Source organism: Pseudomonas sp. FW215-R2, from assembly GCF_058789255.1.
This window is the reverse complement of record NZ_JBYTBO010000011.1, coordinates 14,164-36,818: the sequence shown is the minus strand read 5'-3', so window position 1 is coordinate 36,818 and position 22,655 is coordinate 14,164. Positions and strand designations below refer to the sequence as shown.

Annotated in this window: 24 protein-coding genes; 22 read left to right on the top strand and 2 right to left on the bottom strand. The window is 61.0% G+C overall.

Going from position 1 to position 22,655, the window contains the following annotated elements; translation table 11 throughout:
- The first annotated feature begins 10 nt into the window (after positions 1 to 10).
- The 11 genes from AC3WRD_RS16615 (at position 11) to AC3WRD_RS16565 (ending at position 9,137) form a co-directional block, all read left to right on the top strand.
- Positions 11 to 646 carry a MotA/TolQ/ExbB proton channel family protein gene (locus AC3WRD_RS16615; protein ID WP_162803506.1) on the top strand — a complete coding sequence of 212 codons (636 nt, stop codon included), beginning with the start codon at positions 11 to 13 and terminating at the stop codon, positions 644 to 646.
- On the top strand, positions 643 to 1,071 hold the full coding sequence (locus tag AC3WRD_RS16610) for an ExbD/TolR family protein (RefSeq protein ID WP_007950767.1): 429 nt from the start codon (positions 643 to 645) through the stop codon (positions 1,069 to 1,071). Before AC3WRD_RS16615 ends, AC3WRD_RS16610 begins: the two co-directional genes overlap by 4 nt.
- Positions 1,071 to 2,081 (top strand): tetraacyldisaccharide 4'-kinase, encoded by a 1,011-nt coding sequence (lpxK, locus tag AC3WRD_RS16605; protein ID WP_096820945.1) that lies wholly within the window; start codon positions 1,071 to 1,073, stop codon positions 2,079 to 2,081. The genes AC3WRD_RS16610 and lpxK overlap by 1 nt, the downstream gene beginning before the upstream one ends.
- Before the next feature lie 24 nt (positions 2,082 to 2,105).
- Positions 2,106 to 2,291 (top strand): Trm112 family protein, encoded by a 186-nt coding sequence (locus tag AC3WRD_RS16600; protein WP_003174668.1) that lies wholly within the window; start codon positions 2,106 to 2,108, stop codon positions 2,289 to 2,291.
- Positions 2,288 to 3,052 carry a 3-deoxy-manno-octulosonate cytidylyltransferase gene (kdsB, locus tag AC3WRD_RS16595; protein WP_096820946.1) on the top strand — a complete coding sequence of 255 codons (765 nt, stop codon included), beginning with the start codon at positions 2,288 to 2,290 and terminating at the stop codon, positions 3,050 to 3,052. The genes AC3WRD_RS16600 and kdsB overlap by 4 nt, the downstream gene beginning before the upstream one ends.
- Positions 3,052 to 3,516: a low molecular weight protein-tyrosine-phosphatase gene (locus AC3WRD_RS16590; RefSeq protein ID WP_102622528.1), complete on the top strand. Its 465-nt coding sequence runs from the start codon at positions 3,052 to 3,054 to the stop codon at positions 3,514 to 3,516. Before kdsB ends, AC3WRD_RS16590 begins: the two co-directional genes overlap by 1 nt.
- The gene (murB, locus tag AC3WRD_RS16585) at positions 3,513 to 4,532 is read left to right on the top strand and encodes a UDP-N-acetylmuramate dehydrogenase (protein WP_102622529.1); all 1,020 of its coding nucleotides are present in this window, start codon (positions 3,513 to 3,515) and stop codon (positions 4,530 to 4,532) included. The genes AC3WRD_RS16590 and murB overlap by 4 nt, the downstream gene beginning before the upstream one ends.
- A gap of 246 nt (positions 4,533 to 4,778) precedes the next feature.
- Positions 4,779 to 5,249, top strand: a complete 471-nt coding sequence (locus tag AC3WRD_RS16580; RefSeq protein WP_096820949.1) for a (2Fe-2S)-binding protein — start codon at positions 4,779 to 4,781, stop codon at positions 5,247 to 5,249.
- Entirely contained in the window at positions 5,246 to 7,567 is a 2,322-nt protein-coding gene (locus AC3WRD_RS16575; RefSeq protein ID WP_102622530.1) for a xanthine dehydrogenase family protein molybdopterin-binding subunit, read from the top strand. The genes AC3WRD_RS16580 and AC3WRD_RS16575 overlap by 4 nt, the downstream gene beginning before the upstream one ends.
- Complete coding sequence (locus AC3WRD_RS16570) at positions 7,567 to 8,544, top strand: XdhC family protein (protein WP_102622531.1); 978 nt, start codon at positions 7,567 to 7,569, stop codon at positions 8,542 to 8,544. Before AC3WRD_RS16575 ends, AC3WRD_RS16570 begins: the two co-directional genes overlap by 1 nt.
- Positions 8,541 to 9,137 carry a nucleotidyltransferase family protein gene (locus AC3WRD_RS16565; RefSeq protein WP_102622532.1) on the top strand — a complete coding sequence of 199 codons (597 nt, stop codon included), beginning with the start codon at positions 8,541 to 8,543 and terminating at the stop codon, positions 9,135 to 9,137. The genes AC3WRD_RS16570 and AC3WRD_RS16565 overlap by 4 nt, the downstream gene beginning before the upstream one ends.
- Before the next feature lie 68 nt (positions 9,138 to 9,205).
- On the opposite strand, the gene rne is transcribed toward AC3WRD_RS16565, so the two are convergent.
- On the bottom strand, positions 9,206 to 12,433 hold the full coding sequence (rne, locus tag AC3WRD_RS16560) for a ribonuclease E (RefSeq protein WP_102622533.1): 3,228 nt from the start codon (positions 12,431 to 12,433) through the stop codon (positions 9,206 to 9,208).
- Positions 12,434 to 13,130: 697 nt separating this feature from the next.
- Here rne and rluC point away from each other — a divergent pair.
- From rluC to sppA, 3 genes are read left to right on the top strand one after another with little or no spacing between them, the layout of a single operon-like run.
- Positions 13,131 to 14,093: a 23S rRNA pseudouridine(955/2504/2580) synthase RluC gene (rluC, locus tag AC3WRD_RS16555; protein WP_102622534.1), complete on the top strand. Its 963-nt coding sequence runs from the start codon at positions 13,131 to 13,133 to the stop codon at positions 14,091 to 14,093.
- Entirely contained in the window at positions 14,080 to 14,742 is a 663-nt protein-coding gene (locus tag AC3WRD_RS16550) for an HAD-IA family hydrolase (protein WP_096820954.1), read from the top strand. The genes rluC and AC3WRD_RS16550 overlap by 14 nt, the downstream gene beginning before the upstream one ends.
- A gap of 24 nt (positions 14,743 to 14,766) precedes the next feature.
- On the top strand, positions 14,767 to 15,756 hold the full coding sequence (gene sppA, locus AC3WRD_RS16545) for a signal peptide peptidase SppA (protein ID WP_102622535.1): 990 nt from the start codon (positions 14,767 to 14,769) through the stop codon (positions 15,754 to 15,756).
- A gap of 48 nt (positions 15,757 to 15,804) precedes the next feature.
- Here sppA and AC3WRD_RS16540 read toward each other — a convergent pair whose 3' ends face one another.
- Positions 15,805 to 16,383: a Maf family protein gene (locus AC3WRD_RS16540; protein ID WP_102622536.1), complete on the bottom strand. Its 579-nt coding sequence runs from the start codon at positions 16,381 to 16,383 to the stop codon at positions 15,805 to 15,807.
- A 106-nt stretch (positions 16,384 to 16,489) separates the two neighbouring features.
- Between AC3WRD_RS16540 and AC3WRD_RS16535 the strand changes: the two genes are divergently transcribed.
- The 8 genes from AC3WRD_RS16535 (at position 16,490) to pabC (ending at position 22,653) form a co-directional block, all read left to right on the top strand.
- Complete coding sequence (locus AC3WRD_RS16535) at positions 16,490 to 17,017, top strand: YceD family protein (RefSeq protein ID WP_003204262.1); 528 nt, start codon at positions 16,490 to 16,492, stop codon at positions 17,015 to 17,017.
- Between the two features lie 13 nt (positions 17,018 to 17,030).
- A complete protein-coding gene (gene rpmF, locus AC3WRD_RS16530) occupies positions 17,031 to 17,213 on the top strand; it encodes a 50S ribosomal protein L32 (protein WP_003179396.1) in 183 nt (60 codons plus the stop codon).
- Between the two features lie 4 nt (positions 17,214 to 17,217).
- Positions 17,218 to 18,228 (top strand): phosphate acyltransferase PlsX, encoded by a 1,011-nt coding sequence (gene plsX, locus AC3WRD_RS16525; RefSeq protein WP_074688106.1) that lies wholly within the window; start codon positions 17,218 to 17,220, stop codon positions 18,226 to 18,228.
- A 125-nt stretch (positions 18,229 to 18,353) separates the two neighbouring features.
- Positions 18,354 to 19,292 carry an ACP S-malonyltransferase gene (gene fabD / locus AC3WRD_RS16520; RefSeq protein WP_096820958.1) on the top strand — a complete coding sequence of 313 codons (939 nt, stop codon included), beginning with the start codon at positions 18,354 to 18,356 and terminating at the stop codon, positions 19,290 to 19,292.
- A 16-nt stretch (positions 19,293 to 19,308) separates the two neighbouring features.
- A complete protein-coding gene (gene fabG, locus AC3WRD_RS16515; protein WP_007950790.1) occupies positions 19,309 to 20,052 on the top strand; it encodes a 3-oxoacyl-ACP reductase FabG in 744 nt (247 codons plus the stop codon).
- A gap of 196 nt (positions 20,053 to 20,248) precedes the next feature.
- Positions 20,249 to 20,485, top strand: a complete 237-nt coding sequence (gene acpP, locus AC3WRD_RS16510) for an acyl carrier protein (RefSeq protein WP_003175607.1) — start codon at positions 20,249 to 20,251, stop codon at positions 20,483 to 20,485.
- Between the two features lie 108 nt (positions 20,486 to 20,593).
- The gene (gene fabF / locus AC3WRD_RS16505; protein WP_007908259.1) at positions 20,594 to 21,838 is read left to right on the top strand and encodes a beta-ketoacyl-ACP synthase II; all 1,245 of its coding nucleotides are present in this window, start codon (positions 20,594 to 20,596) and stop codon (positions 21,836 to 21,838) included.
- On the top strand, positions 21,838 to 22,653 hold the full coding sequence (gene pabC, locus AC3WRD_RS16500) for an aminodeoxychorismate lyase (RefSeq protein ID WP_102622537.1): 816 nt from the start codon (positions 21,838 to 21,840) through the stop codon (positions 22,651 to 22,653). The genes fabF and pabC overlap by 1 nt, the downstream gene beginning before the upstream one ends.
- Positions 22,654 to 22,655 lie beyond the last annotated feature (2 nt).

The following is a 22,655-nucleotide window of genomic DNA, read 5'->3' as shown; positions in this document are numbered from 1 at the left end:
GGCTGTCACTGTGTGGGAATTGGTCAAATCCGGCGGCTGGATGATGTTGCCGATCATTCTGAGTTCCATCGCCGCCATGGCGATCGTCGCCGAGCGTCTGTGGACGCTGCGCGCCAGTCGCGTCACCCCTGAGCATCTGCTGGGTCAGGTCTGGGTCTGGATCAAGGACAAGCAGCTCAACAAGGAAAAACTCAAGGAATTGCGCGCCAACTCGCCGCTGGGTGAAATCCTCGCTGCGGGCCTGGCCAACTCCAAGCATGGTCGCGAGATCATGAAAGAGTGCATCGAAGAGGCCGCCGCCCGGGTCATCCACGAGCTGGAGCGCTACGTCAACGCGCTGGGCACCATCGCCGCCATGTCGCCGCTGCTCGGTCTGCTGGGTACGGTGCTGGGCATGATCGACATCTTCAGTGCCTTCACCGGTTCTGGCATGACCACCAACGCTTCGGTATTGGCCGGTGGTATCTCCAAGGCGCTGATCACCACGGCAGCGGGCCTGATGGTCGGTATTCCGTCGGTGTTCTTCCACCGTTTCCTGCAACGCCGCATCGATGAGCTGGTGGTGGGCATGGAGCAGGAAGCGATCAAACTGGTGGAAGTGGTGCAGGGCGACCGTGACGTCGATCTGGCCGGGGGCAAAGCGTGAAATTCCGTCGCAAACCCCGGGAAACGATCGACATCAACCTCGCGTCGCTGATCGACGTGGTGTTCATTCTGTTGCTGTTTTTCGTCGTGACCACCACCTTCACCCGCGAAACCCAGTTGCGTGTCGACCTGCCGGAAGCGGTCAGCGGCTCGCCGGCCGAAGATCAGCAGGTCAAGCAACTGGACGTCGCCATCAGCGCTGAAGGCGTGTTTTCGGTGAACAACAAGATTCTGCCGAAGAACGACCTGGCGACCCTGATGGAAGCCATGCAGAAAGAAGCCAACGGTGACACCAACATGCCGTTGTCGATCAGTGCCGATGGCAAGACTCAGCATCAATCCGTGATCACCGCCATGGACGCGGCCGGCAAGCTCGGTTTCAGTCATTTGCGCATGACCACGGTCGAGGCGGCGCCCAAATCCTGATGGCCATGTCCGATCGTCTGCTCGCCGCGTGGTATCAGGGGCATCCGGCCCTGACGCTGTTGCGGCCGCTGGAGTGGCTGTACCGCCGCGTCGTGGCCGGCAAGCGTCAGCGTTTTCTCGATGGTGAAGGCGAGATCTATCAGTCGCCGGTGCCGGTGATCGTGGTCGGCAACATCACGGTTGGTGGCACCGGCAAGACGCCGATGATTCTGTGGCTGATCGAACACTGCCGGCGCAGCGGGCTGCGGGTCGGTGTGGTCAGTCGCGGTTACGGCGCCAAGCCACCGCAGCTGCCATGGCGGGTCGAAGCCGATCAAGGCGCCGAAATCGCTGGTGACGAGCCATTGCTGATCGTGCAGCGCACCGGTGTGCCGCTGATGATCGACCCGAACCGCGGCGCCGCCGTCAAAGCCTTGCTGGCCAGCGAGCCGCTGGACCTGATCCTGTCCGATGACGGCATGCAGCATTATCGTCTGGCGCGGGACCTTGAGCTGGTGCTGATTGACGCTGCCCGAGGGCTGGGCAACAAACGCTGCCTGCCCGCCGGCCCGTTGCGTGAACCGATCGAGCGCCTGCAAAGCGTCGATGGCGTGCTGTTCAACGGCGCGGCGTCGGACCGCGAGGACGGTTTCGCTTTCCGTCTGCAACCCACCGCACTGGTCAATCTACTCAGCGGCGAACGCCGGCCCCTCGATCACTTTTCGCCCGGTCAGGCACTGCATGCAGTCGCCGGGATCGGCAATCCGCAACGTTTCTTCAATACCCTCGAAGCGCTAGACTGGCGGCCAGTGCCCCACGCGTTTGCCGACCACGCCGAATACAGCGTGCAGGCCTTGAGTTTCACGCCGTCATTGCCAGTGGTGATGACTGAAAAGGACGCGGTGAAGTGCCGTGCCTTCGCTGCCGCCGACTGGTGGTACCTGGCGGTCGATGCCGTGCCGTCGCCGGCCTTCGTGGCCTGGTTCGACACGCAACTGATGCGCCTGTTGCCGGATCGGCTTTTGCCTTAAACCGTTTTTATCCAGGGAATGTTCATGGACACCAAATTGCTCGACATCCTCGCCTGCCCGATCTGCAAAGGCCCGCTCAAGCTCAGCGCCGACAAGACCGAACTGATCAGCAAGGGCGCCGGCCTGGCGTACCCGATCCGTGATGGCATCCCGGTCATGCTGGAAAGCGAAGCCCGCACCCTGACCACCGACGAGCGTCTGGATAAATGACCACAGCCTTCACCGTTGTCATCCCGTCGCGCTACGCCTCGACCCGTCTGCCGGGCAAACCGCTGCTGGATATCGCCGGCAAGCCGATGATCCAGCACGTCTGGGAACAGGCGAGTAAAAGCAGCGCCAGTCGCGTGGTCGTGGCCACCGACGATGCGCGCATCGTCGAGGCCTGCAAGGCTTTCGGCGCCGAAGTGGTGCTGACCCGTGAAGATCACAACTCCGGCACCGACCGCCTGGCCGAAGTGGCTGCGAAACTGGGCCTTGAGCCGGATGCCATCGTGGTCAACGTGCAGGGTGACGAACCGCTGATCCCGCCAAGCGTGATCGACCAGGTTGCCGCCAACCTTGCGGCTCACACCGAAGCGCGCATGGCCACCCTGGCCGAGCCGATCGAGGACGTGGAAACCCTGTTCAATCCGAACGTGGTCAAGGTCGTCAGCGACCTCAACGGTCTGGCGCTGACGTTCAGTCGTGCGACGTTGCCGTGGGCCCGCGATGCGTTCGCCAAGAACCGCGACGTGCTGCCGGAAGGCGTGCCGTATCGCCGCCACATCGGCATCTATGCCTACCGTGCAGGCTTCCTCCAGGACTTCGTGAGCTGGGGCCCGTGCTGGCTGGAAAACACCGAATCCCTCGAACAGTTGCGTGCCCTGTGGCACGGCGTGCGGATTCACGTGGCTGACGCATTGATCGCGCCGCCAACCGGAGTCGACACCGCCGAAGACCTCGAGCGCGTCCGTCGCCTGCTGGAGGCCTGATGCGCGTTCTGTTCGTGTGCCTGGGCAACATCTGCCGCTCGCCCACCGCCGAAGGCGTGATGCGCGCCAAACTGCGTGAGGCCGGATTGGCGGCTCAGGTCGAAGTGGCCTCCGCCGGCACCGGCGACTGGCACGTCGGCAATCCACCGGACAAGCGCAGTCAGGCAGCGGCCAAACTGCGTGGTTACGACTTGTCGGCGCAACGCGCTCAGCAGGTCAGCCGCGCCGATTTCGCCAGCTACGACCTGATCCTCGCCATGGACAACAGCAACCTGCGCAACCTCAAGGCCTTGCAACCGTCTACCGGCAAGGCTGAGCTGGACTTGTTCCTGCGCCGTTATGAAGGCGAAGTCGATGAAGTGCCGGATCCGTATTACGACGGCGATCAGGGTTTCGAGCAGGTATTGGATTTGATCGAGCGCGCCTGCGACCGGTTGCTGATCGAAGTGAAGGGCCGGTTATGAGTTTGCAGGTACACCCTCAGGTTTCCATGAAGCCGTTCAACACGTTTGGTGTGGACGTTCGTGCGCAATTGTTCGCCGAGGCCCACAGTGACGCCGATGTGCGCGAAGCCCTGGCTTATGCGACCGCCCACGATGTGCCGTTGCTGGTCATCGGTGGCGGCAGCAATCTGCTGCTGACGGCGGACATTCCGGCACTGGTGCTGCGCATGGCCAGCCGTGGCATTCGCGTCATCAGTGATGACGGCAACCGCGTGGTGATTGAGGCCGAGGCTGGCGAGCCGTGGCATCCATTTGTCCAGCACACGCTGGCGCAGGGTTTTTCGGGGCTGGAAAACCTCAGCCTGATCCCCGGCACCGTCGGCGCTGCGCCGATGCAGAACATTGGTGCCTACGGTGTCGAGATCAAGGACGTGTTCGCCGGCCTGACAGCGCTGGATCGCCAGACCGGCGAGTTGCGCGACTTCTGTCTGGAAGAGTGCAACTTCGCCTACCGCGACAGCGTGTTCAAGCAGCAACCGGGTCGTTGGTTGATCCTGCGGGTGCGCTTCGCATTGGATCGAGTCGCCCATCTGCACCTGGAATACGGCCCGGTGCGTCAGCGCCTGACCGAGCAGGGCATCGAGCAGCCGACGCCGACGGATGTCAGCCGCGCCATTTGCAGCATCCGCAGCGAGAAACTGCCGGACCCGGCGGTGCTCGGCAATGCCGGCAGCTTCTTCAAAAACCCGTTGGTGTCAGCGGCGGTGGTCGCGCAGATCAAGGGGCAGCACCCGGATCTGGTGGCCTACGCGCAACCGGACGGGCAGATGAAGCTGGCGGCGGGCTGGCTGATCGAGCGGGCGGGCTGGAAAGGTTTCCGTGAGGCCGATGCCGGCGTGCATAAATTGCAGGCGCTGGTGCTGGTCAACTACGGCGCGGCGACCGGGCTGCAACTGCTCGATCTGGCGCAACGTATCCAGAAAGACATTGCAGAACGTTTCAATGTCGAGCTGGAAATGGAGCCCAACCGTTATTGAGGCTACGCTTTCAAGGCTGAATCCAAAGCCCTGCACTATTTAAAAAGTGCAGGGCTTTTTTGTTAATCCCGGGTTAACTTAGCGAGCTAACGATACAACCCTTTGCTCCACCAAAGGCCCGGTGCAGACGTTCCTGTCGGCACAAGAGAGCCTCATTAGCCTGAGTCGATCTGCGTGAACCCACCGCTGATTTTCCGGCGGCAGATTGCTCGACCCCATAACCTCCACGAATATGCGGGCGTGCCCATGATTACCCTGAAACTCAATGGTCAAGATCATCCACTCGATGTCACCGAGGACATGCCCCTGTTGTGGGCGATCCGTGACGTCGCCGGTTACAACGGCACCAAGTTCGGCTGCGGCATGGGCCTGTGTGGCGCCTGCACCATTCATATCGACGGCTCGCCGGCGCGCAGTTGCATCACGCCGATCGGCTCGGTGGCCGGGCAGAATGTAACGACCATCGACAACCTGCACGCCGATCCGATTGGCCAGATCGTCCAGCAGGCCTGGCTGGACACCGCCGTGGCCCAGTGCGGTTTCTGTCAGGGTGGGCAGATCATGTCCGCCACCGCGTTGCTCAAGACCAACCCGAACCCGAGCGACGAGCAGATCGAAGAGGCGATGGTCGGCAACATTTGCCGCTGCGGCACCTACAACCGGATCAAGACCGCCATTCGTCAGGCTTCCACTCACTTGAAGGAGGCCAAGGCATGAGCCGTTTACCGAACGATTTCGCCCTGAGCAACCTGAGTCGTCGGGGCTTCCTCAAGGGTGTGGGCGCTACCGGTGCGCTGGTGCTGGCCGCGAGTTGGGGCTGGCAGGATGCGCTGGCCGAAGACAAACCGAAGAAATTCGGTGCCGATGGCATGCCCAACGGCTGGATCGACGATCCGAAGGTTTACGTCAGCATTGCCGCCGACGGTACGGTGACCGTGGTCTGCAACCGCTCGGAAATGGGCCAGGGCGTGCGCACGAGCCTGACCATGGTGGTCGCCGATGAACTGGAAGCCGACTGGGCCCACGTCAAGGTTCAACAGGCGCCGGGCGACGAAGTGCGTTTCGGCAACCAGGACACCGACGGCTCGCGCAGCATGCGCCATTGGTACGAACCGATGCGTCGTTGCGGCGCCGCTGCCCGGACCATGCTTGAGCAGGCTGCGGCCGCGCAGTGGAAGGTGCCGGTCGGCGAGTGCCACGCGCAACTGCACAAAGTCATTCACACACCGTCCGGGCGCGAGTTGGGCTACGGCGAGCTGGCTGCAGCGGCCAGTGCGTTGCCGGTCCCGGGCCGTGACAGCCTGCGGCTCAAGCAGCCGTCGGAATTCCGCTACATCGGCAAGGAAGGCACCAAGGCCATCGATGGCGATGACATCGTCAACGGTCGCGCCGTGTACGGAGCCGATGTGCATTTCGACGGCATGCTGTACGCCGTGATCGCCCGCCCTGCGGTGTACGGCGGCAAGGTCAAGTCGGTGGATGACAGCGCCGCGCTGAAAGTACCGGGTGTATTGAAAGTCATCCAGATCGAACCGCGGCCGCTGCCTTCGGAATTCCAGCCATTGGGTGGCGTGGCCGTGGTGGCCAGCAACACCTGGGCGGCGCTCAAGGGCCGCGAGGCGCTGAAGATCGAATGGGACGACGGCCCGAACGCCAGTTACGACTCGGTTGCCTATCGCAAAGAGATCGAAGCCGCTTCGCTGAAGCCGGGCAAGGTAGTGCGCAACACCGGCGACATCGAAAAGGCCATCGGCAGCGCTGCCAGCACTCTGGAAGCTTCTTACTACTTGCCACATCTGGCACAGGCGCCGATGGAGCCGATGGTGGCCATCGCTCGCTATAAAGAAGGCGTGTGCGAGGCCTGGGCGCCGAGTCAGGCACCGCAGGTCACCCGTGAACGAATCGCCGAACGCCTTGGCCTGCCGTTCGATAACGTGACCTTCAACGTGACACTGCTCGGCGGTGGTTTTGGCCGCAAGTCCAAACCGGACTTCGTTGTCGAAGCCGCGATCCTCGCCAAGGAATTCCCCGGCAAGGCTGTGCGCGTGCAGTGGACCCGGGAAGATGACATCCACAACTCGTATTTCCACACCGTTTCGGCCGAGTACCTGAAGGCCGGTGTGGGCAAGGACGGCTTGCCGTCCGCCTGGCTGCACCGCACGGTGGCGCCGAGCATCACGGCGCTGTTCGCACCGGGCATGAATCACGAAGCCGCGTTCGAGCTGGGCATGGGTTTCACTAACATGGCTTATGCGATTCCCAACGTACGTCTGGAAAACCCTGAAGCCACGGTTCATACGCGTGTGGGTTGGTATCGCTCGGTGTCGAACATTCCCCATGGCTTCGCGATCCAGAGCTTCGTCGACGAACTGGCGCACAAGGCCAAGGAAGATCCGCTCAAGTACCAGATCAAATTGCTCGGCCCGGATCGGCAGATCGACCCGCGCACGCTCAGTGAAGAATGGAACTACGGCGAATCCCCCGAGCGTTATCCGATCGACACCGGGCGTATGCGCACCGTGCTGGAAACCGCGGCCAAGGCCGCCGGTTGGGGGCGGAAATTGCCCAAGGGCCGTGGTCTCGGATTAGCCGTGCATTACAGCTTCGTGACTTATGTGGCAGCGGTGATCGAAGTCGAGGTCAAGGACGACGGCACGCTGATCGTGCACAAGGCTGATATCGCGGTGGATTGCGGGCCGCAGATCAACCCCGAGCGAATCCGATCGCAATTCGAAGGCGCCTGTGTGATGGGCCTGGGCAATGCCGTGTGGGGTGAAATCAGCTTCAAGGACGGCAAGGTGCAGCAAGACAACTTCCATATGTATGAAGTGGCGCGCATGTCGCTGGCACCGAAGGAAGTCGCGGTGCATCTGGTGACGCCGCCGGGCGAAGTGCCGCTGGGCGGTGTCGGTGAGCCGGGCGTGCCGCCGATTGCGCCGGCGCTGTGCAATGCGATCTTCGCCGCGACCGGCCAGCGCATCCGTAACCTGCCGGTGCGTTACCAGTTGCAGGGCTGGCAAAAGGCGCAAGCGTGATGGACAGCGCCGATCTCAATGTCCTGCGCAGCGTGCTCGAATGGCGCCGCGCCGGGCAGCGGGTGGTGTTGTTTTCGGTGGTGCAGACCTGGGGCACTGCGCCCCGGGCGCCCGGCGCGATGCTGGCATTGCGCGAGGATGGCGTGGTCATCGGTTCGGTGTCTGGCGGTTGTGTCGAGGACGATCTGATTGCCCGGTTGCATGACGGGCGGATTCCCGCCGACGGGCCGCCGGTGCAGTTGATCACCTATGGCGTGACGCGGGAGGAGGCGGCGCGGTTCGGCCTGCCTTGTGGCGGCACCTTGCGTCTGACCGAAGAGCGAGTCGGCGATCCGGCATGGGTCGCCGAGTTGTTGGCTCGTTGTGAGGCTCACGAAATCGTTGCCCGCGAGCTGAATCTTGAAAGCGGTGAAGTGATTCTTTCGCCGGCGAGCAAAGCGGATGCATTGGCTTTCGACGGCAAGACCTTGCGCGCCATCTATGGCCCGCGTTGGCGTCTGCTGCTGATCGGTGCCGGACAGTTGTCGCGTTATGTGGCAGAAATGGCGCGGCTGCTGGATTTCGAAGTGCTGATCTGCGATCCCCGCACCGAATTCGTTTATGACTGGGAAGAGCAGCATGGCCGCTTTGTCCCGGGCATGCCGGATGAGGCGGTGCTGAATATTCAGACCGACGAACGCACTGCCATCGTTGCCCTGACCCACGATCCGCGCCTGGACGACATGGCGCTGCTGACGGCGCTCGATTCCAAGGCGTTTTACGTTGGTGCCCTGGGCTCGCGCGTCAACAGCCTCAAGCGCCGGGAATATCTGGCTGAGCTAGGTTTGTCGCCAGCGGCCATTGCAAGATTGCACGGGCCGATCGGTCTGCCGATCGGCAGTCATTCCCCGGCGGAAATCGCGTTGTCGTTGCTGGCGGAAATCGTCGCGATCAAGAATGGTGTCGAGTTGACGCAGAAGAGGGCAGAGCACGCATGAGTCGATCCATCGGAGTGATTGTGCTGGCGGCGGGCGAGGGCAGCCGTTTCCGCGAGGTGGCGGGTGCCGAAAAAGACAAGCTTCTGGCCGATTGCACGGGGCGCGACGGGGCTGTGCGTTCGGTGATCGAGCAGACGCTGGTGAACCTGCCGGCGAGTCTCGACAAGCGAGTGCTGGTGACGACCGAAGCGCGGCCGCAGGCGATGCGCATGGCGCAGGCTTACGGGTGTGATGTTGTCTCGATCGAGTCCACGGGGATGGGTGACAGCATTGCGGCGGGTGTCGCGGCTTGCCCGGATCTGGATGGCTGGCTGATTGTGCTGGGCGATATGCCGTTCATCCTGCCGTCGAGCATTGAGCGGGTGGTGGCGGCGATTGCCGACGATGCGGTCAGTGTGCCGGTGCTCAACGGTGAATACGGGCATCCAGTTGGATTTGGTCGAACATTTGGGTCCGGGTTGATGGCGTTGTCCGGTGATCGTGGGGCCAGGCCTTTGTTCAAGCAGGGGCGGGTGGTTGAGGTAGTCGTGGATGATCCTGGCGTCCTGTGGGATATCGATGTGCCCCAGGCGTTGGTTTTTCCGCCGGCCTGATACAAATCGCAAGGCATAAAAAAGCCCCGCCTGGATCACCAGGCGGGGCTTTTCATTGGCGGTCGGAATCAGACGAGAGGTTTAGGCTCGTGTTCTTTTTCCTGGGCCTGTTCGTGATGCTCGACCGCGTCCTGAACGGAACGTGGTGCTTCGGCAATCACGGCTTCAACGGCAACTTCTTCAGCGACCGGGGCAGGGGCTGCCTCGACCACTTCGGCAGCTGGAGTAGCAGCGGCGGCAGCGGCAGCCAGTTCGGCTTCCTTCTGCAGACGCTCTTCTTCGCGCTTGCGGCGACGCACTTCACGTGGGTCGTTCGGCGCGCGGCCACTTGGCGTCAGGGCGCTGACTGGAGCCGCTTCAACCACAGGGGCTGGTGCTTCGGCTACGACTGGCGCTTCTACGACCGGTGCCGGTTCAGCAACAACCACTGGCTCGGCAGCCTTGGCTTCTTCAACAACAGGCGCTTCAACCACTGGCGCTGGTGTTTCAGCGACAACCGGCTCGGCCACCCAGTTGAAAGCGGTCTGTTCTTCGCGAACTTCACGCACGGTTTCGGTCACGGTTTCAGCGACGGTTTCGACAACCGATGCTTCAACAACGACCGGTGCTTCGAAGGCCACGGCAGGTTCGGCAGCGACTTCAACCTGTGGCTGAGCTTCGCGAACCGGAGCCACTTCGACTTCCGGAGCAGCAGCCACTTCTACTGGAGTGGTTGCTTCAACAACCGGCGCTTCTACTGGAGCGGTTTCCAGCGTTGCAGCGGTGGCGCGTTCAGCTTGCTCGTGGGCCTGAGCTTCGGCCGGAGCGCTGATCACGGTGCTGGCAACAGCGGCAGTCACAGCCAGGCCAGCAGCCAGGTCGGCAGTGCTTGGTGCTTCGGCGTTTTCGCCGGTTTCGGATTCTTCCGAACCTTCGATCACGTTACCGTTGGCATCACGCTGACGCTCACGACGGTTGCTGCGACGACGCTGACCACGGGAGCGGCGGCGTGGACGATCGCCTTCGGCGTTCTCCGAACCGTCTTCCGGCAGTTGCTCTTCGTTGGTGTTCACTTCTTCTTCAGCTACGGCAGCAGTGGCTTGTTCGGCACGCGGTTGACGCTCTTCACGCGGTGGACGTGGTGCACGCTCTTCACGCGGCTGACGAGCTGGACGCTCTTCAGTGGCGGCTACAGCAACAGCGGCAGCAGCTGCGGCTGGTGCGGCATCCAGAGGTTCACGCAGTTCACGTACGCGCTCTTCGCGCTCGCCACGCGGCTTGCGATCTTCGCGCGGAGCACGTGGTGCACGTTCTTCACGAGGGGCGCGTGGTGCGCGTTCTTCACGGGCTACCGGTGCTTCGTCACGGGACTCGCGTGGCTCGCGGACTTCGCGGGCTTCACGAGGCTGACGCTCCTCACGCGGCTCGCGCGGTGCGCGCTCTTCACGTGGGGCACGTTCTTCGCGCGGCTTGCGTTCTTCATCGCGGCGACCGTTACGGTTGCGGCTCTGCTGACGACCGTTGCGACGTTCTTCATTGCGGGCCGGGCGCTCGGCGGCAGGTTTTTCAACCACGACCGGAGCAACTGGCTCTTCTTTGGTAGCGAACAGGCTGACCAGCGACTTCACCAGGCCTTTGAACAGGCTTGGCTCTGGTGCGGCAACCGGAGCAGGGGCTGGAGCCGGAGCGGCGACTTCGGTCGGAACCGGAGCGTTGGCGCGGGCCGGAGCGGTCTTGACCGCAGCTTCCTGGCGAACCAGGGTGCGGGTCGCGGCGGCTGGCTGAACGTCTTCGACGTCGGCGGCAGCGGCAGCGATTTCGTAGCTGGACTGGTTGGTCGCGGCTTCCGGGCTGTCGTCACGCAGACGCTGAACTTCGAAATGCGGGGTTTCGAGGTGGTCGTTCGGCAGGATGACGATACGGGCGCGGGTGCGCAGTTCGATCTTGGTGATCGAGTTGCGTTTTTCGTTGAGCAGGAACGCAGCCACCGGGATCGGCACTTGAGCGCGAACTTCGGCGGTGCGGTCTTTCAGGGCTTCTTCTTCGATCAGGCGCAGGATCGCCAGGGACAGCGATTCGACGTCGCGGATGATGCCGGTGCCGCTGCAACGCGGGCAGACGATGCCGCTGCTTTCGCCGAGCGAAGGACGCAGGCGCTGACGGGACATTTCCAGCAGGCCGAAGCGCGAGATGCGGCCGATCTGCACACGGGCGCGGTCGGCTTCCAGGCATTCGCGGACTTTCTCTTCCACGGCGCGCTGGTTCTTGGCAGGGGTCATGTCGATGAAGTCGATGACGATCAGGCCGCCGATGTCGCGCAGGCGCAACTGACGGGCGATTTCTTCAGCCGCTTCAAGGTTGGTCTGCAGGGCGGTTTCTTCGATGTCGCTGCCTTTGGTGGCGCGCGCCGAGTTGATGTCGATGGACACCAGGGCTTCGGTCGGATCGATGACGATGGAGCCGCCGGAAGGCAGTTCGACGACGCGCTGGAAAGCGGTTTCGATCTGGCTTTCGATCTGGAAACGGTTGAACAGCGGAACGCTGTCTTCGTACAGCTTGATCTTGCTGGCGTACTGCGGCATCACCTGGCGGATGAAGGTCAGGGCTTCGTCCTGGGCTTCAACGCTGTCGATCAGCACTTCGCCGATGTCCTGGCGCAGGTAATCGCGGATGGCGCGGATGATGACGTTGCTTTCCTGGTAGATCAGGAACGGCGCGGAACGATCCAGCGACGCTTCCTTGATAGCGGTCCAGAGTTGCAGCAGGTAATCGAGGTCCCACTGCATTTCTTCGCTGCTGCGGCCAAGGCCGGCAGTGCGCACGATCAGACCCATGTCGGCTGGAGCAACCAGGCCGTTCAGCGCTTCACGCAGCTCGTTGCGCTCTTCGCCTTCGATGCGACGGGAGATGCCGCCGGCACGCGGGTTGTTCGGCATCAGAACGAGGTAACGACCGGCCAGGCTGATGAAGGTGGTCAGGGCTGCGCCCTTGTTGCCACGTTCTTCTTTTTCGACCTGAACGATGACTTCCTGGCCTTCGCTCAGGACGTCCTTGATGTTGACGCGGCCTTCGGGGGCTTTCTTGAAGTATTCGCGGGAGATTTCTTTGAGGGGCAGGAAGCCGTGGCGCTCGGAGCCGAAATCGACAAAGGCAGCCTCAAGGCTTGGTTCGATGCGAGTGATACGGCCTTTATAGATGTTGGCCTTTTTCTGCTCGCGTGCACCGGATTCGATGTCCAGGTCGTAGAGGCGCTGGCCATCTACCAGTGCAACACGCAACTCTTCGGGTTGAGTTGCGTTAATCAGCATTCTTTTCATGTAGTACCGTCGGTTTCCGGGCTGCCGGAAACGGCGTTCGGCACACACGACTTCTCACGGTCGGTGTCAGGTGCGTCGGGAGTGGTTGGCCATTCCCGTGTCCAGCGATGTCCGGCCAATTGGGCCGTTATCGCGACGTACGCGTCCTGCTTGCTGTGGCTACTTAAGCACTCAGTCAGGAGGAGGAATCAACCGCGGCTGTGGACGAGATGAAGCGTCTTGATAAAGCCTGTTGCTACACAGTCCAGCGGTTGTGCATCTCCACCCTACACGTATCCCTGATAATTCGGGTGCTGCCGCGCGCAGAATCCGCAGCGGGTTGGCATTTACCGTGAGCTCCGAAAGGGGAGGTCACGCATCATGGCTAATTCAGGCGGTGTTTCCGGCGCTTTCGCTCGGGGTCATCCGCGGCTGACTGCACTTTGTGAACTGGCCGTGAATATGGCTCGCGTGGCGAGTCAAAACTCTGCTTTGCGGCGTGATTCAGGCCTCATGTCACCTGCGCTTGTTACAGCTGCAAACTCCACCGTTACGTAGCGAAAGCCCCGTAGGACGGCCTCGCGTCCTGGTGAATTGCGTTGGTCAGGGCCGGTTTTTGACCGTGGTTCCGCTGTCCAGGCCGCTTTTGGCGGCGTTCGCGACTATAGCAGCAATGATTAAGTGCTTCAATTCCATAAAAATTGTTATCATCCGCGCCATGACGACTACTGCCTCTTCGACTCCAGGCGTTCAATTGCTTGAGGTCTCGCCGGAATATGCCGGCCAACGAATCGACAATTTCCTCCTCGCCCGGCTCAAAGGCGTGCCCAAGACCTTGATTTACCGCATTTTGCGCAAAGGCGAAGTGCGTGTTAACAAAGGTCGGATCAAGCCCGAATACAAGCTGCAGGCCGGTGATATCGTGCGCGTGCCGCCGGTTCGCGTGCCTGAGCGTGACGAACCGGTGCCTTTGGCCCAAGGTCTGTTGCAGCGCCTGGAAGCCTCGATTGTCTACGAAGACAAAGCCCTGATCGTGATCAACAAGCCCGCCGGCATTGCGGTTCACGGTGGCAGCGGCTTGAATTACGGCGTTATCGAAGCCTTTCGTCAGTTGCGCCCCGATGCCAAGGAGCTCGAGCTGGTTCACCGTCTCGATCGTGATACCTCCGGCCTGCTGATGATCGCCAAGAAGCGCAGCATGTTGCGTCACTTGCATGCCGCGTTGCGCGGTGACGGTGTCGACAAGCGCTACATGGCACTGGTTCGCGGCAATTGGGCGACCTCGATCAAGCAAGTCCGTGCGGCGCTCGGCAAGAGCAATCTGCGCTCCGGTGAGCGCATGGTCGAGGTCGACGAGGAGGAGGGCAAGGAGTCTGTGACCGTGTTCAAGGTCCTGCGTCGCTTTGGCGATTTTGCCACTCTGATCGAAGCCAAGCCGATCACTGGTCGTACGCACCAGATCCGCGTCCACACATTGCACGCCGGGCACTGCATTGCGGGTGACACCAAATACGGCGATGACAGTTTCAGCAAGGAAATCCGTGATCTGGGCGGCAAGCGCCTGTTCCTGCACGCCTACATGCTGACCGTGCCGCTGCCTGATGGCGGTGAGCTCAAGTTGCAGGCACCGGTCGATGAAATGTGGGCCAAGACTGTGGAGCGATTGAGTGCGCCCATCTGATTACAAGCTGCTGATTTTTGATTGGGACGGTACGCTGGCCGATTCCATTCATCGGATTGTCGAGGCAATGCACTCGGCATCCGGGCGTTCAGGTTTCGAGTTGCGTGATGATTTTGCCGTCAAAGGCATCATCGGTCTGGGCTTGCCCGAGGCGATCCGCACCTTGTATCCGGACATCAGCGATGCCGAAATGACCTTGTTTCGCGAGTATTACGCGGATCACTACATCGCCGCGGAGGCCGTGCCTTCGCCGTTGTTCGAGGGCGTAGTCGAGTCGATGGCGTCCTTTCGCGAGCAGGGCTATCACCTGGCAGTCGCGACCGGCAAGAATCGTCGCGGGCTGGATCGGGTGCTCAAGGCCAATGGCTGGGAAGATTATTTCGATATCACCCGTGCCGCCGATGAAACGGCGAGCAAGCCGCATCCGCTGATGCTGGAGCAGATCCTTGCGCATTGCGGTGTGCGTGCCGAGCAAGCGCTGATGGTCGGTGATTCGTCCTTCGATCTGTTGATGGCACGCAATGCGGGGATGGATTCGGTGGCGGTCAGTTATGGCGCGCAATCGATCGAATCGCTGCAGCAGTTCGAGCCGCGTCTGTCAATTGACCGATTTTGTGAATTGCATGCCTGGCTCGCGCAGCAGGCTTAATACGTTTTTGCTGGGGTGGATGGCATGACCGACGAATGGAAAGCACCGGCCAAGGCAACTGCCGACGACGGTGATGCGAAAAGCTGGAAGCTGCTGGAAAAGACTCTGCTGGCCGGTGTGCAAGAGCAGCGTCGTTCCAGGCGTTGGGGGATCTTCTTCAAGCTGCTGACGTTTGTTTATCTATTTGTTGCGCTGATCCTGTTCACGCCGTTGATGGACATGGAAAAAAGCGCCACTCGTGGCCCGAACTACACCGCGCTGATCGACGTCACCGGCATGATTGCCGACAAAGAGCCGGCCAGTGCCGATAATATCGTCGGCAGTCTGCGGGCAGCGTTCGAGGACAAGAAGGTCAAGGGCGTGATCCTGCGCATCAACAGCCCTGGCGGCAGTCCGGTGCAGTCGGGTTATGTGTATGACGAGATCAAGCGCCTGCGTGGTCTGCATCCGGATACCAAGTTGTATGCGGTGATTTCCGATCTTGGTGCCTCCGGGGCCTATTACATTGCCAGCGCCGCAGATCAGATCTACGCCGACAAGGCGAGCCTGGTGGGCTCTATCGGTGTGACTGCGGCCGGTTATGGCTTTGTCGGCACCATGGAGAAGCTGGGCGTCGAGCGTCGCACCTACACTTCCGGCGAGCACAAGTCGTTCCTCGACCCGTTCCAGCCGCAGAAGCCGGAAGAGACGGCGTTCTGGCAAAGTGTGCTGGATACCACGCACAAGCAGTTCATCAACAGCGTGAAGCAGGGGCGTGGTGATCGCCTGAAAGACAAGGAGCATCCGGAGCTGTTCTCCGGGCTGGTCTGGTCTGGCGAGCAGGCGTTGCCGCTGGGGTTGATCGATGGTCTGGGCAATGCAAGTTCGGTGGCGCGTGACGTGATTGGCGAAAAGGAGCTGGTGGATTTCACTGTTCAGGAATCGCCGTTCGATCGCTTCTCGAAAAAACTGGGCGCCAGTGTGGCCGAGCAGTTGGCAATGTGGATGGGTTTCCACGGGCCATCGTTGCGTTGATCGCTTGATGCATAAAAAAACCGGCCTTCGTGGCCGGTTTTTTATGGGTCAGGGAATTTGTACGCCTTCCGCCAGCAGCATGTCGATCAGGCGAATCAGCGGCAGGCCGATCAGGCTGGTGGCGTCGGGGCCTTCGGTGGACTGGAACAGGCTCACGCCCAGTCCTTCGGCCTTGAAGCTGCCGGCACAGTCGTAGGGCTGCTCAGCGTGCAGGTAGCGCTCGACGCGGGCCTGATCCAGTGCGCGCATGTGCACGGTGAAAGGCACGCAGTCGACCTGGCAGTGGCCTGTCTGGCTGTTGAGCAGGGCCAGGCCGGTGAGGAAGGTCACGCTGGCGCCGCTGGCGGCCATCAGTTGTTCGCGGGCGTTTTCAAAGGTGTGTGGTTTGCCGATGATGCGTTCGCCGAGTACGGCAACCTGGTCGGAGCCGATGATCAAATGGGCAGGGTGGCTGTCGGCCAGTGCCCGGGCTTTCTGTTCGGCGAGGCGTTTGACCAGGTCGATTGCCGACTCGTCCGGGCGATGGCTTTCGTCGATATCCGGTGAGCTGCAGACGAACGGTAAGCGCAGGCGATTGAGCAATTCCCGACGATAGGTCGAGCTTGAAGCGAGTAATAAAGGCAGCATTCGCATCTCCAGAGGCAGGTGGCAGATTCTAGCGGAGCCGCGTAAGTGACGGACAGGGCGCAATTTCCTTTGACATGGGCGGGTGCATCCCTATAATGCTGCGCCTATGTTGAATGACCCGATTCCACCTCACGTTGACCCGCGCAAATTGGCTGACCGTGGCACCACCCTTCAAGGTGAACTGCTGCTGGCCGATTTGAAGAGACTTTGCGACCCGCTTTCCGACGATGTCGGTACGGTGCAGGCTAAATTCGTTTTTGAACGAGATGAACGTAAATCTGTGGTGATCCACAGCTTTATCGACACCGAAGTCAAAATGGTTTGCCAGCGTTGTCTTGAGCTGGTCACCCTGCCGATCCACAGCGAATGCAGTTACGCTGTAGTGAAGGAGGGTGCGAATACCCAGTCGTTACCGAAAGGTTATGACGTGCTGGAACTGGGCGAAGATCCATTGGATCTGCAGTCACTGATCGAGGAGGAGCTTCTGCTCGCCTTGCCCATTGTGCCTGCTCATCATCCGGAAGAATGCCAGCAGCCGGCGGGAGCAGATGAGCCCGAACCGAGCGAGGACGAGGTAACGCGGTCCAACCCGTTCAGTGTATTGGCGCAGTTAAAGCGTGACCCAAACGTTTAGGAGTTAATCAATTATGGCTGTTCAGCAGAACAAAAAATCCCGCTCTGCCCGTGACATGCGCCGTTCGCACGACGCTCTCGAGGCTAGCACCCTGTCTGTAGAAAAAACCACTGGTGAAGTTCACCTGCGTCACCACGTATCGCCAGAAGGCGTATACCGTGGCCGTAAAGTGATCGACAAGGGCGCTGACGAGTAATCACTTGTCCGCTCAAGTCATCGCGATTGACGCAATGGGCGGGGACTTCGGTCCCCGCAGCATTGTTCAGGCCAGCCTTGCTTGCCTTTCTGCTACACCCTCGCTGCACCTGACCCTCGTCGGTCAACCCTCCCTTCTTGAAGAATTGATCACCGGCCAATCGGCTGCCGATCGCGCGCGCCTGACGATTGTTCCGGCGTCCGAAGTCATCACCATGGACGAAAAACCTGCCCAGGCTCTGCGTGGCAAGCCGGACTCGTCGATGCGTGTCGCCCTCGAATTGCTGCGTGATGGCAAGGTTCAGGCCTGTGTCAGTGCCGGCAATACCGGTGCGCTGATGGCGCTGTCGCGATTTGTGCTCAAGACACTGCCGGGGATTGATCGTCCGGCCATGGTCGCGGCGATCCCTACGCAGAAGGGCTATTGCCAGTTGCTCGATCTGGGCGCCAACGTCGATTGCAGCGCCGAGCATCTGTTGCAGTTCGCTGTGATGGGGTCTGTGGCCGCACAAACGCTGGGCATTGCCCGCCCGCGTGTCGCGTTGCTGAACATTGGCACCGAGGACATCAAGGGCAATCAGCAGGTCAAACTGGCTGCGACGTTGTTGCAGGCGGCCCGGGGCATTAACTACATCGGTTTTATCGAAGGCGACGGCTTGTATCGCGGCGAGGCGGATGTGGTGGTTTGCGACGGTTTTGTCGGCAACATTCTGCTCAAGTCCAGCGAAGGCCTGGCGACGATGATCGCTGCGCGCATTGAGGCCTTGTTCAAGAAAAACCTCGCCTCCCGCGCTGTCGGCGCTCTGGCGCTACCCCTGATGAAGCGTCTGCAGGCTGATCTGGCGCCTGCGCGGCATAACGGTGCAAGCTTCCTTGGCCTGCAGGGGATTGTGGTGAAAAGTCACGGTTCCGCCGGGGTTCAGGGGTTTCAGAGCGCCATTCAGCGGGCGTTGATCGAGATTCAGGAGAACCTTCCCGAGCGCCTGCACGGCCGTCTGGAGGATTTGTTGTCTTAGGCGTTTTCGTCGGACAATGCTTAAATGTGACCGCCCGGTTCAAAGGGCCATCCAACTGTCAGTTTCTTGCGTCCCTCTAGCGGGATGCCATTTTTCCGACGACAAGATCATTAGGGGCTTGTTACATGTCTGCTTCCCTCGCATTCGTCTTTCCAGGACAGGGTTCGCAGTCCCTCGGCATGCTGGCCGAGCTGGGCGCGCAACATCCGCTGATCCTCGAAACTTTCAAAGAAGCATCCGATGCTCTGGGCTACGACCTGTGGGCGCTGACCCAGCAGGGTCCGGAAGAGCTGCTCAATCAAACCGACAAAACCCAACCGGCCATTCTGACCGCTTCGATCGCCCTGTGGCGTCTGTGGCTGGCGGAAGGCGGTGCGCGCCCGGCGTTTGTTGCCGGTCACAGCCTGGGTGAGTACAGCGCGCTGGTCGCTGCGGGCAGCCTGAGCCTGGCGGACGCGGTGAAGCTCGTCGAGCGCCGTGGCCAGCTGATGCAGGAAGCCGTTCCGGCCGGGCAGGGCGGCATGGCTGCCATCCTCGGTCTGGAAGACGCCGACGTGCTGGCAGCCTGTGCCGAAGCGGCGCAAGGCGACGTGGTCAGCGCGGTGAACTTCAACTCCCCGGGCCAGGTGGTGATCGCCGGTGCCAAGGCTGCCGTCGAGCGCGCCATCGAAGGCTGCAAGGCCCGTGGCGCCAAGCGTGCCATGCCGCTGCCGGTCAGCGTGCCATCGCACTGCGAACTGATGCGTCCGGCTGCCGAGCGCTTTGCCGAATCCATCGCTGCCATCGACTGGCAGGCGCCGCAGATCCCTGTGGTGCAGAACGTCAGCGCTCAGGTGCCGGCGGATCTGGAAACCCTCAAGCGTGATCTGCTGGAACAGCTCTACAAGCCGGTTCGCTGGGTCGAGTCCGTACAGACTCTGGCAGCGAAAGGCGCGACCAATCTGGTCGAGTGCGGCCCTGGCAAAGTGCTTGCCGGTCTGAACAAACGTTGCGCCGAAGGCGTTTCGACTTCCAACCTCAATACCCCAGACGCTTTCGCTGCCGCTCGTGCAGCGATTGTCTGAATCAGGAGAAACTTGCATGAGTCTGCAAGGTAAAGTTGCACTGGTCACCGGCGCAAGCCGTGGTATCGGCCAGGCTATCGCACTGGAACTGGGTCGTCAGGGCGCCATCGTTGTTGGCACCGCGACTTCCGCTTCCGGCGCCGAGCGCATTGCTGCGACCCTGAAGGAAAACGGCATTCAGGGCGCAGGTTTCGAACTGAACGTCACCAGCGACGAATCGGTCACCAAGGTGCTTGCAAGCATCCAGGAGCAGTTCGGTGCTCCGGTCGCGATCCTGGTCAACAATGCCGGCATCACCCGCGATAACCTGATGATGCGCATGAAAGACGACGAGTGGTACGACGTGATCGATACCAACCTGAACAGTCTGTATCGCCTGTCCAAGGGCGTTCTGCGCGGCATGACCAAGGCGCGTTGGGGTCGAATTATCAGTATTGGCTCGGTGGTGGGTGCCATGGGCAACGCAGGCCAAGTAAACTATGCAGCCGCCAAGGCCGGTCTGGAAGGTTTCAGCCGTGCCATGGCGCGTGAAGTCGGTTCGCGTTCGATTACGGTCAACTCGGTGACCCCAGGGTTCATCGACACCGATATGACCCGCGAGCTGCCTGAAGCACAGCGTGAAGCCTTGCAGACGCAGATTCCGCTGGGCCGTCTGGGACAAGCTCAAGAGATCGCGTCCGTGGTCGCTTTTCTTGCATCCGACGGTGCGGCATACGTGACCGGGGCTACAATCCCGGTTAACGGCGGGATGTACATGTAATTCAAATGTGACGGATTGCTTCAAAAAAATGTCATACGAGCTGTCTAAAATCCGTTATAAAGCTGCAATCTATTTATAGGCAGAGGGTCGCAGGGTTTGAGGAGTGAAGCTTTCAGTTGAAAAGCTGAAAAGTCTTTCTATACACTTACCCACTGGCCAGCTGCCTGAATTTGTCCATTAGGAGTGAAAACAAGGTATGAGCACCATCGAAGAGCGCGTCAAGAAAATCGTTGCCGAGCAACTGGGTGTTAAAGAAGAAGAAGTGGTAAACACCGCTTCCTTCGTAGAAGACCTGGGTGCCGACTCCCTTGACACCGTTGAGCTGGTGATGGCTCTGGAAGAGGAATTCGAGACCGAAATCCCTGACGAAGAAGCTGAGAAGATCACTACTGTACAAGCTGCAATCGACTACGTTACTAGCCACCAGGCGTAATAGTTTGTAATCGTTGCTTGCTGTCATGGAAAAACCGCACTGCCATCATGGCGTGCGGTTTTTTCTTTAGGCCTGATGCAAAGTCGTCATTTGAAAAAGGAGAGTGCTGTGTCGCGTAGACGCGTCGTAGTCACCGGTATGGGTATGTTGTCGCCACTGGGCACGGATGTGCCGAGCAGTTGGCAGGGCATTCTGGCTGGCCGCAGTGGCATTGGTCTGATCGAACACACCGACCTTTCTGCCTATTCCACCCGCTTTGGCGGCTCGGTAAAGGGCTTCAATGTCGAGGAATACCTGTCGGTCAAGGAAGCGCGCAAGCTCGACCTGTTCATTCAGTACGGTCTGGCGGCCGGCTTTCAAGCCGTACGCAATGCTGGCCTGGAAGTCACCGATGCCAACCGTGAACGCATTGGCGTGGCCATGGGTTCGGGTATCGGCGGTCTGACCAACATCGAAGAAACCAGTCGCACCCTGCACGAAACCGGCCCGCGCCGGATTTCTCCGTTCTTTGTGCCTGGCTCGATCATCAATATGATTTCCGGTTTCCTGTCCATCCACCTGGGTGCACAGGGGCCTAACTACGCCATCGCCACAGCGTGTACCACCGGTACGCACTGCATCGGCATGGCGGCCCGCAACATCATGTACGACGAAGCCGACGTGATGATTGCCGGCGGTGCCGAGATGGCCGCGTGCGGTCTGGGCATGGGCGGCTTTGGCGCCTCCCGCGCACTGTCGACCCGCAACGACGAACCGACCCGTGCCAGCCGTCCGTGGGACAAGGGCCGTGATGGCTTCGTCCTGTCCGACGGCGCCGGCGCCCTGGTGCTCGAAGAACTCGAGCACGCCAAGGCCCGTGGCGCGACCATCTACGCCGAGCTGATCGGTTTCGGCACCAGTGGCGATGCGTTCCACATGACGTCGCCACCTGCCGATGGCGCCGGTGCTGCGCGTTGCATCACCAATGCGCTGCGTGACGCGAAGATCAACGTCGATCAAGTGCAATACATCAACGCTCACGGTACTTCGACGCCGGCCGGCGACCTCGCCGAAGCCAACGCGATCAAGTCGGTGTTCGGTGATCACGCCTACAAACTGGCGGTCAGCTCCACCAAGTCCATGACCGGCCACCTGTTGGGTGCTGCGGGCGCGGTTGAGGCGATCTTCAGCGTGCTGGCGATCAACAGCCAGGTGGCGCCGCCGACCATCAACCTCGATGAGCCGGATGAAGGCTGCGATCTCGACTTCGTGCCGCACACTGCGCGCAACATGGACATCGATGTCGTGTTGTCCAACTCGTTCGGGTTTGGCGGCACCAACGGCACGTTGGCGTTCCGTCGGTTCGCCGGCTGATGGACTGCTGGGTCGACGGTCAACCGGCTGACACTCTGTCGCTGAAAGATCGCGGCCTGGCTTACGGCGACGGTCTGTTCGAGACCATCGCCGTGCGTAACGGCCAGCCTTTGCTGCTGGAGCGTCACGTGGCGCGACTGGCCGAAGGCTGTTCACGCCTGGCCATCGCGGCCGACATCGAGCTGATCCGTAGCGAGCTGCAAGCCTATGCGGCGGCCATGGGCGAGGGTGTGCTCAAGCTCATCCTCACCCGTGGCGACGGTTTGCGCGGTTATGCGCCGGATCCTTCGGCGCCGGGCCGACGCATTCTGCAATGCAATCCTCCTGCTGCTTATCCTGCCGTCCATGGCGAGCAAGGCGTTCGCCTGTTTCCGTGTACGACGCGTTTATCTGTCCAGCCCTTGCTGGCAGGTCTCAAGCACCTCAATCGTCTGGAACAAGTCCTCGCTCGCGCCGAATGGCAAGACAGCGAGCACGCCGAAGGCTTGATGCTCGACCAGGCGGGTCGTGTGATCGAGGGCGTGTTCAGCAACCTGTTTCTGGTGCGCGATGGCGTGCTGGTCACGGCGGATCTGAAACGCTGCGGGGTGGCCGGTGTGATGCGCGCCGAACTATTGTTTCAGGCAGCGTCATCGGGTATCCCCGTGCAAATCACCGATATCAGCCTTGATCAGCTGCAATGGGCTGATGAAGTCTTTGTCTGCAACAGCGTGTATGGCGTCTGGCCGGTACGCGCGTACGCTGCACTGAGCTGGCCGGTTGGGCCGCTCACCCGTAAACTGCAAACCATTGCCCGCACGCTACTGGATGCCTGATT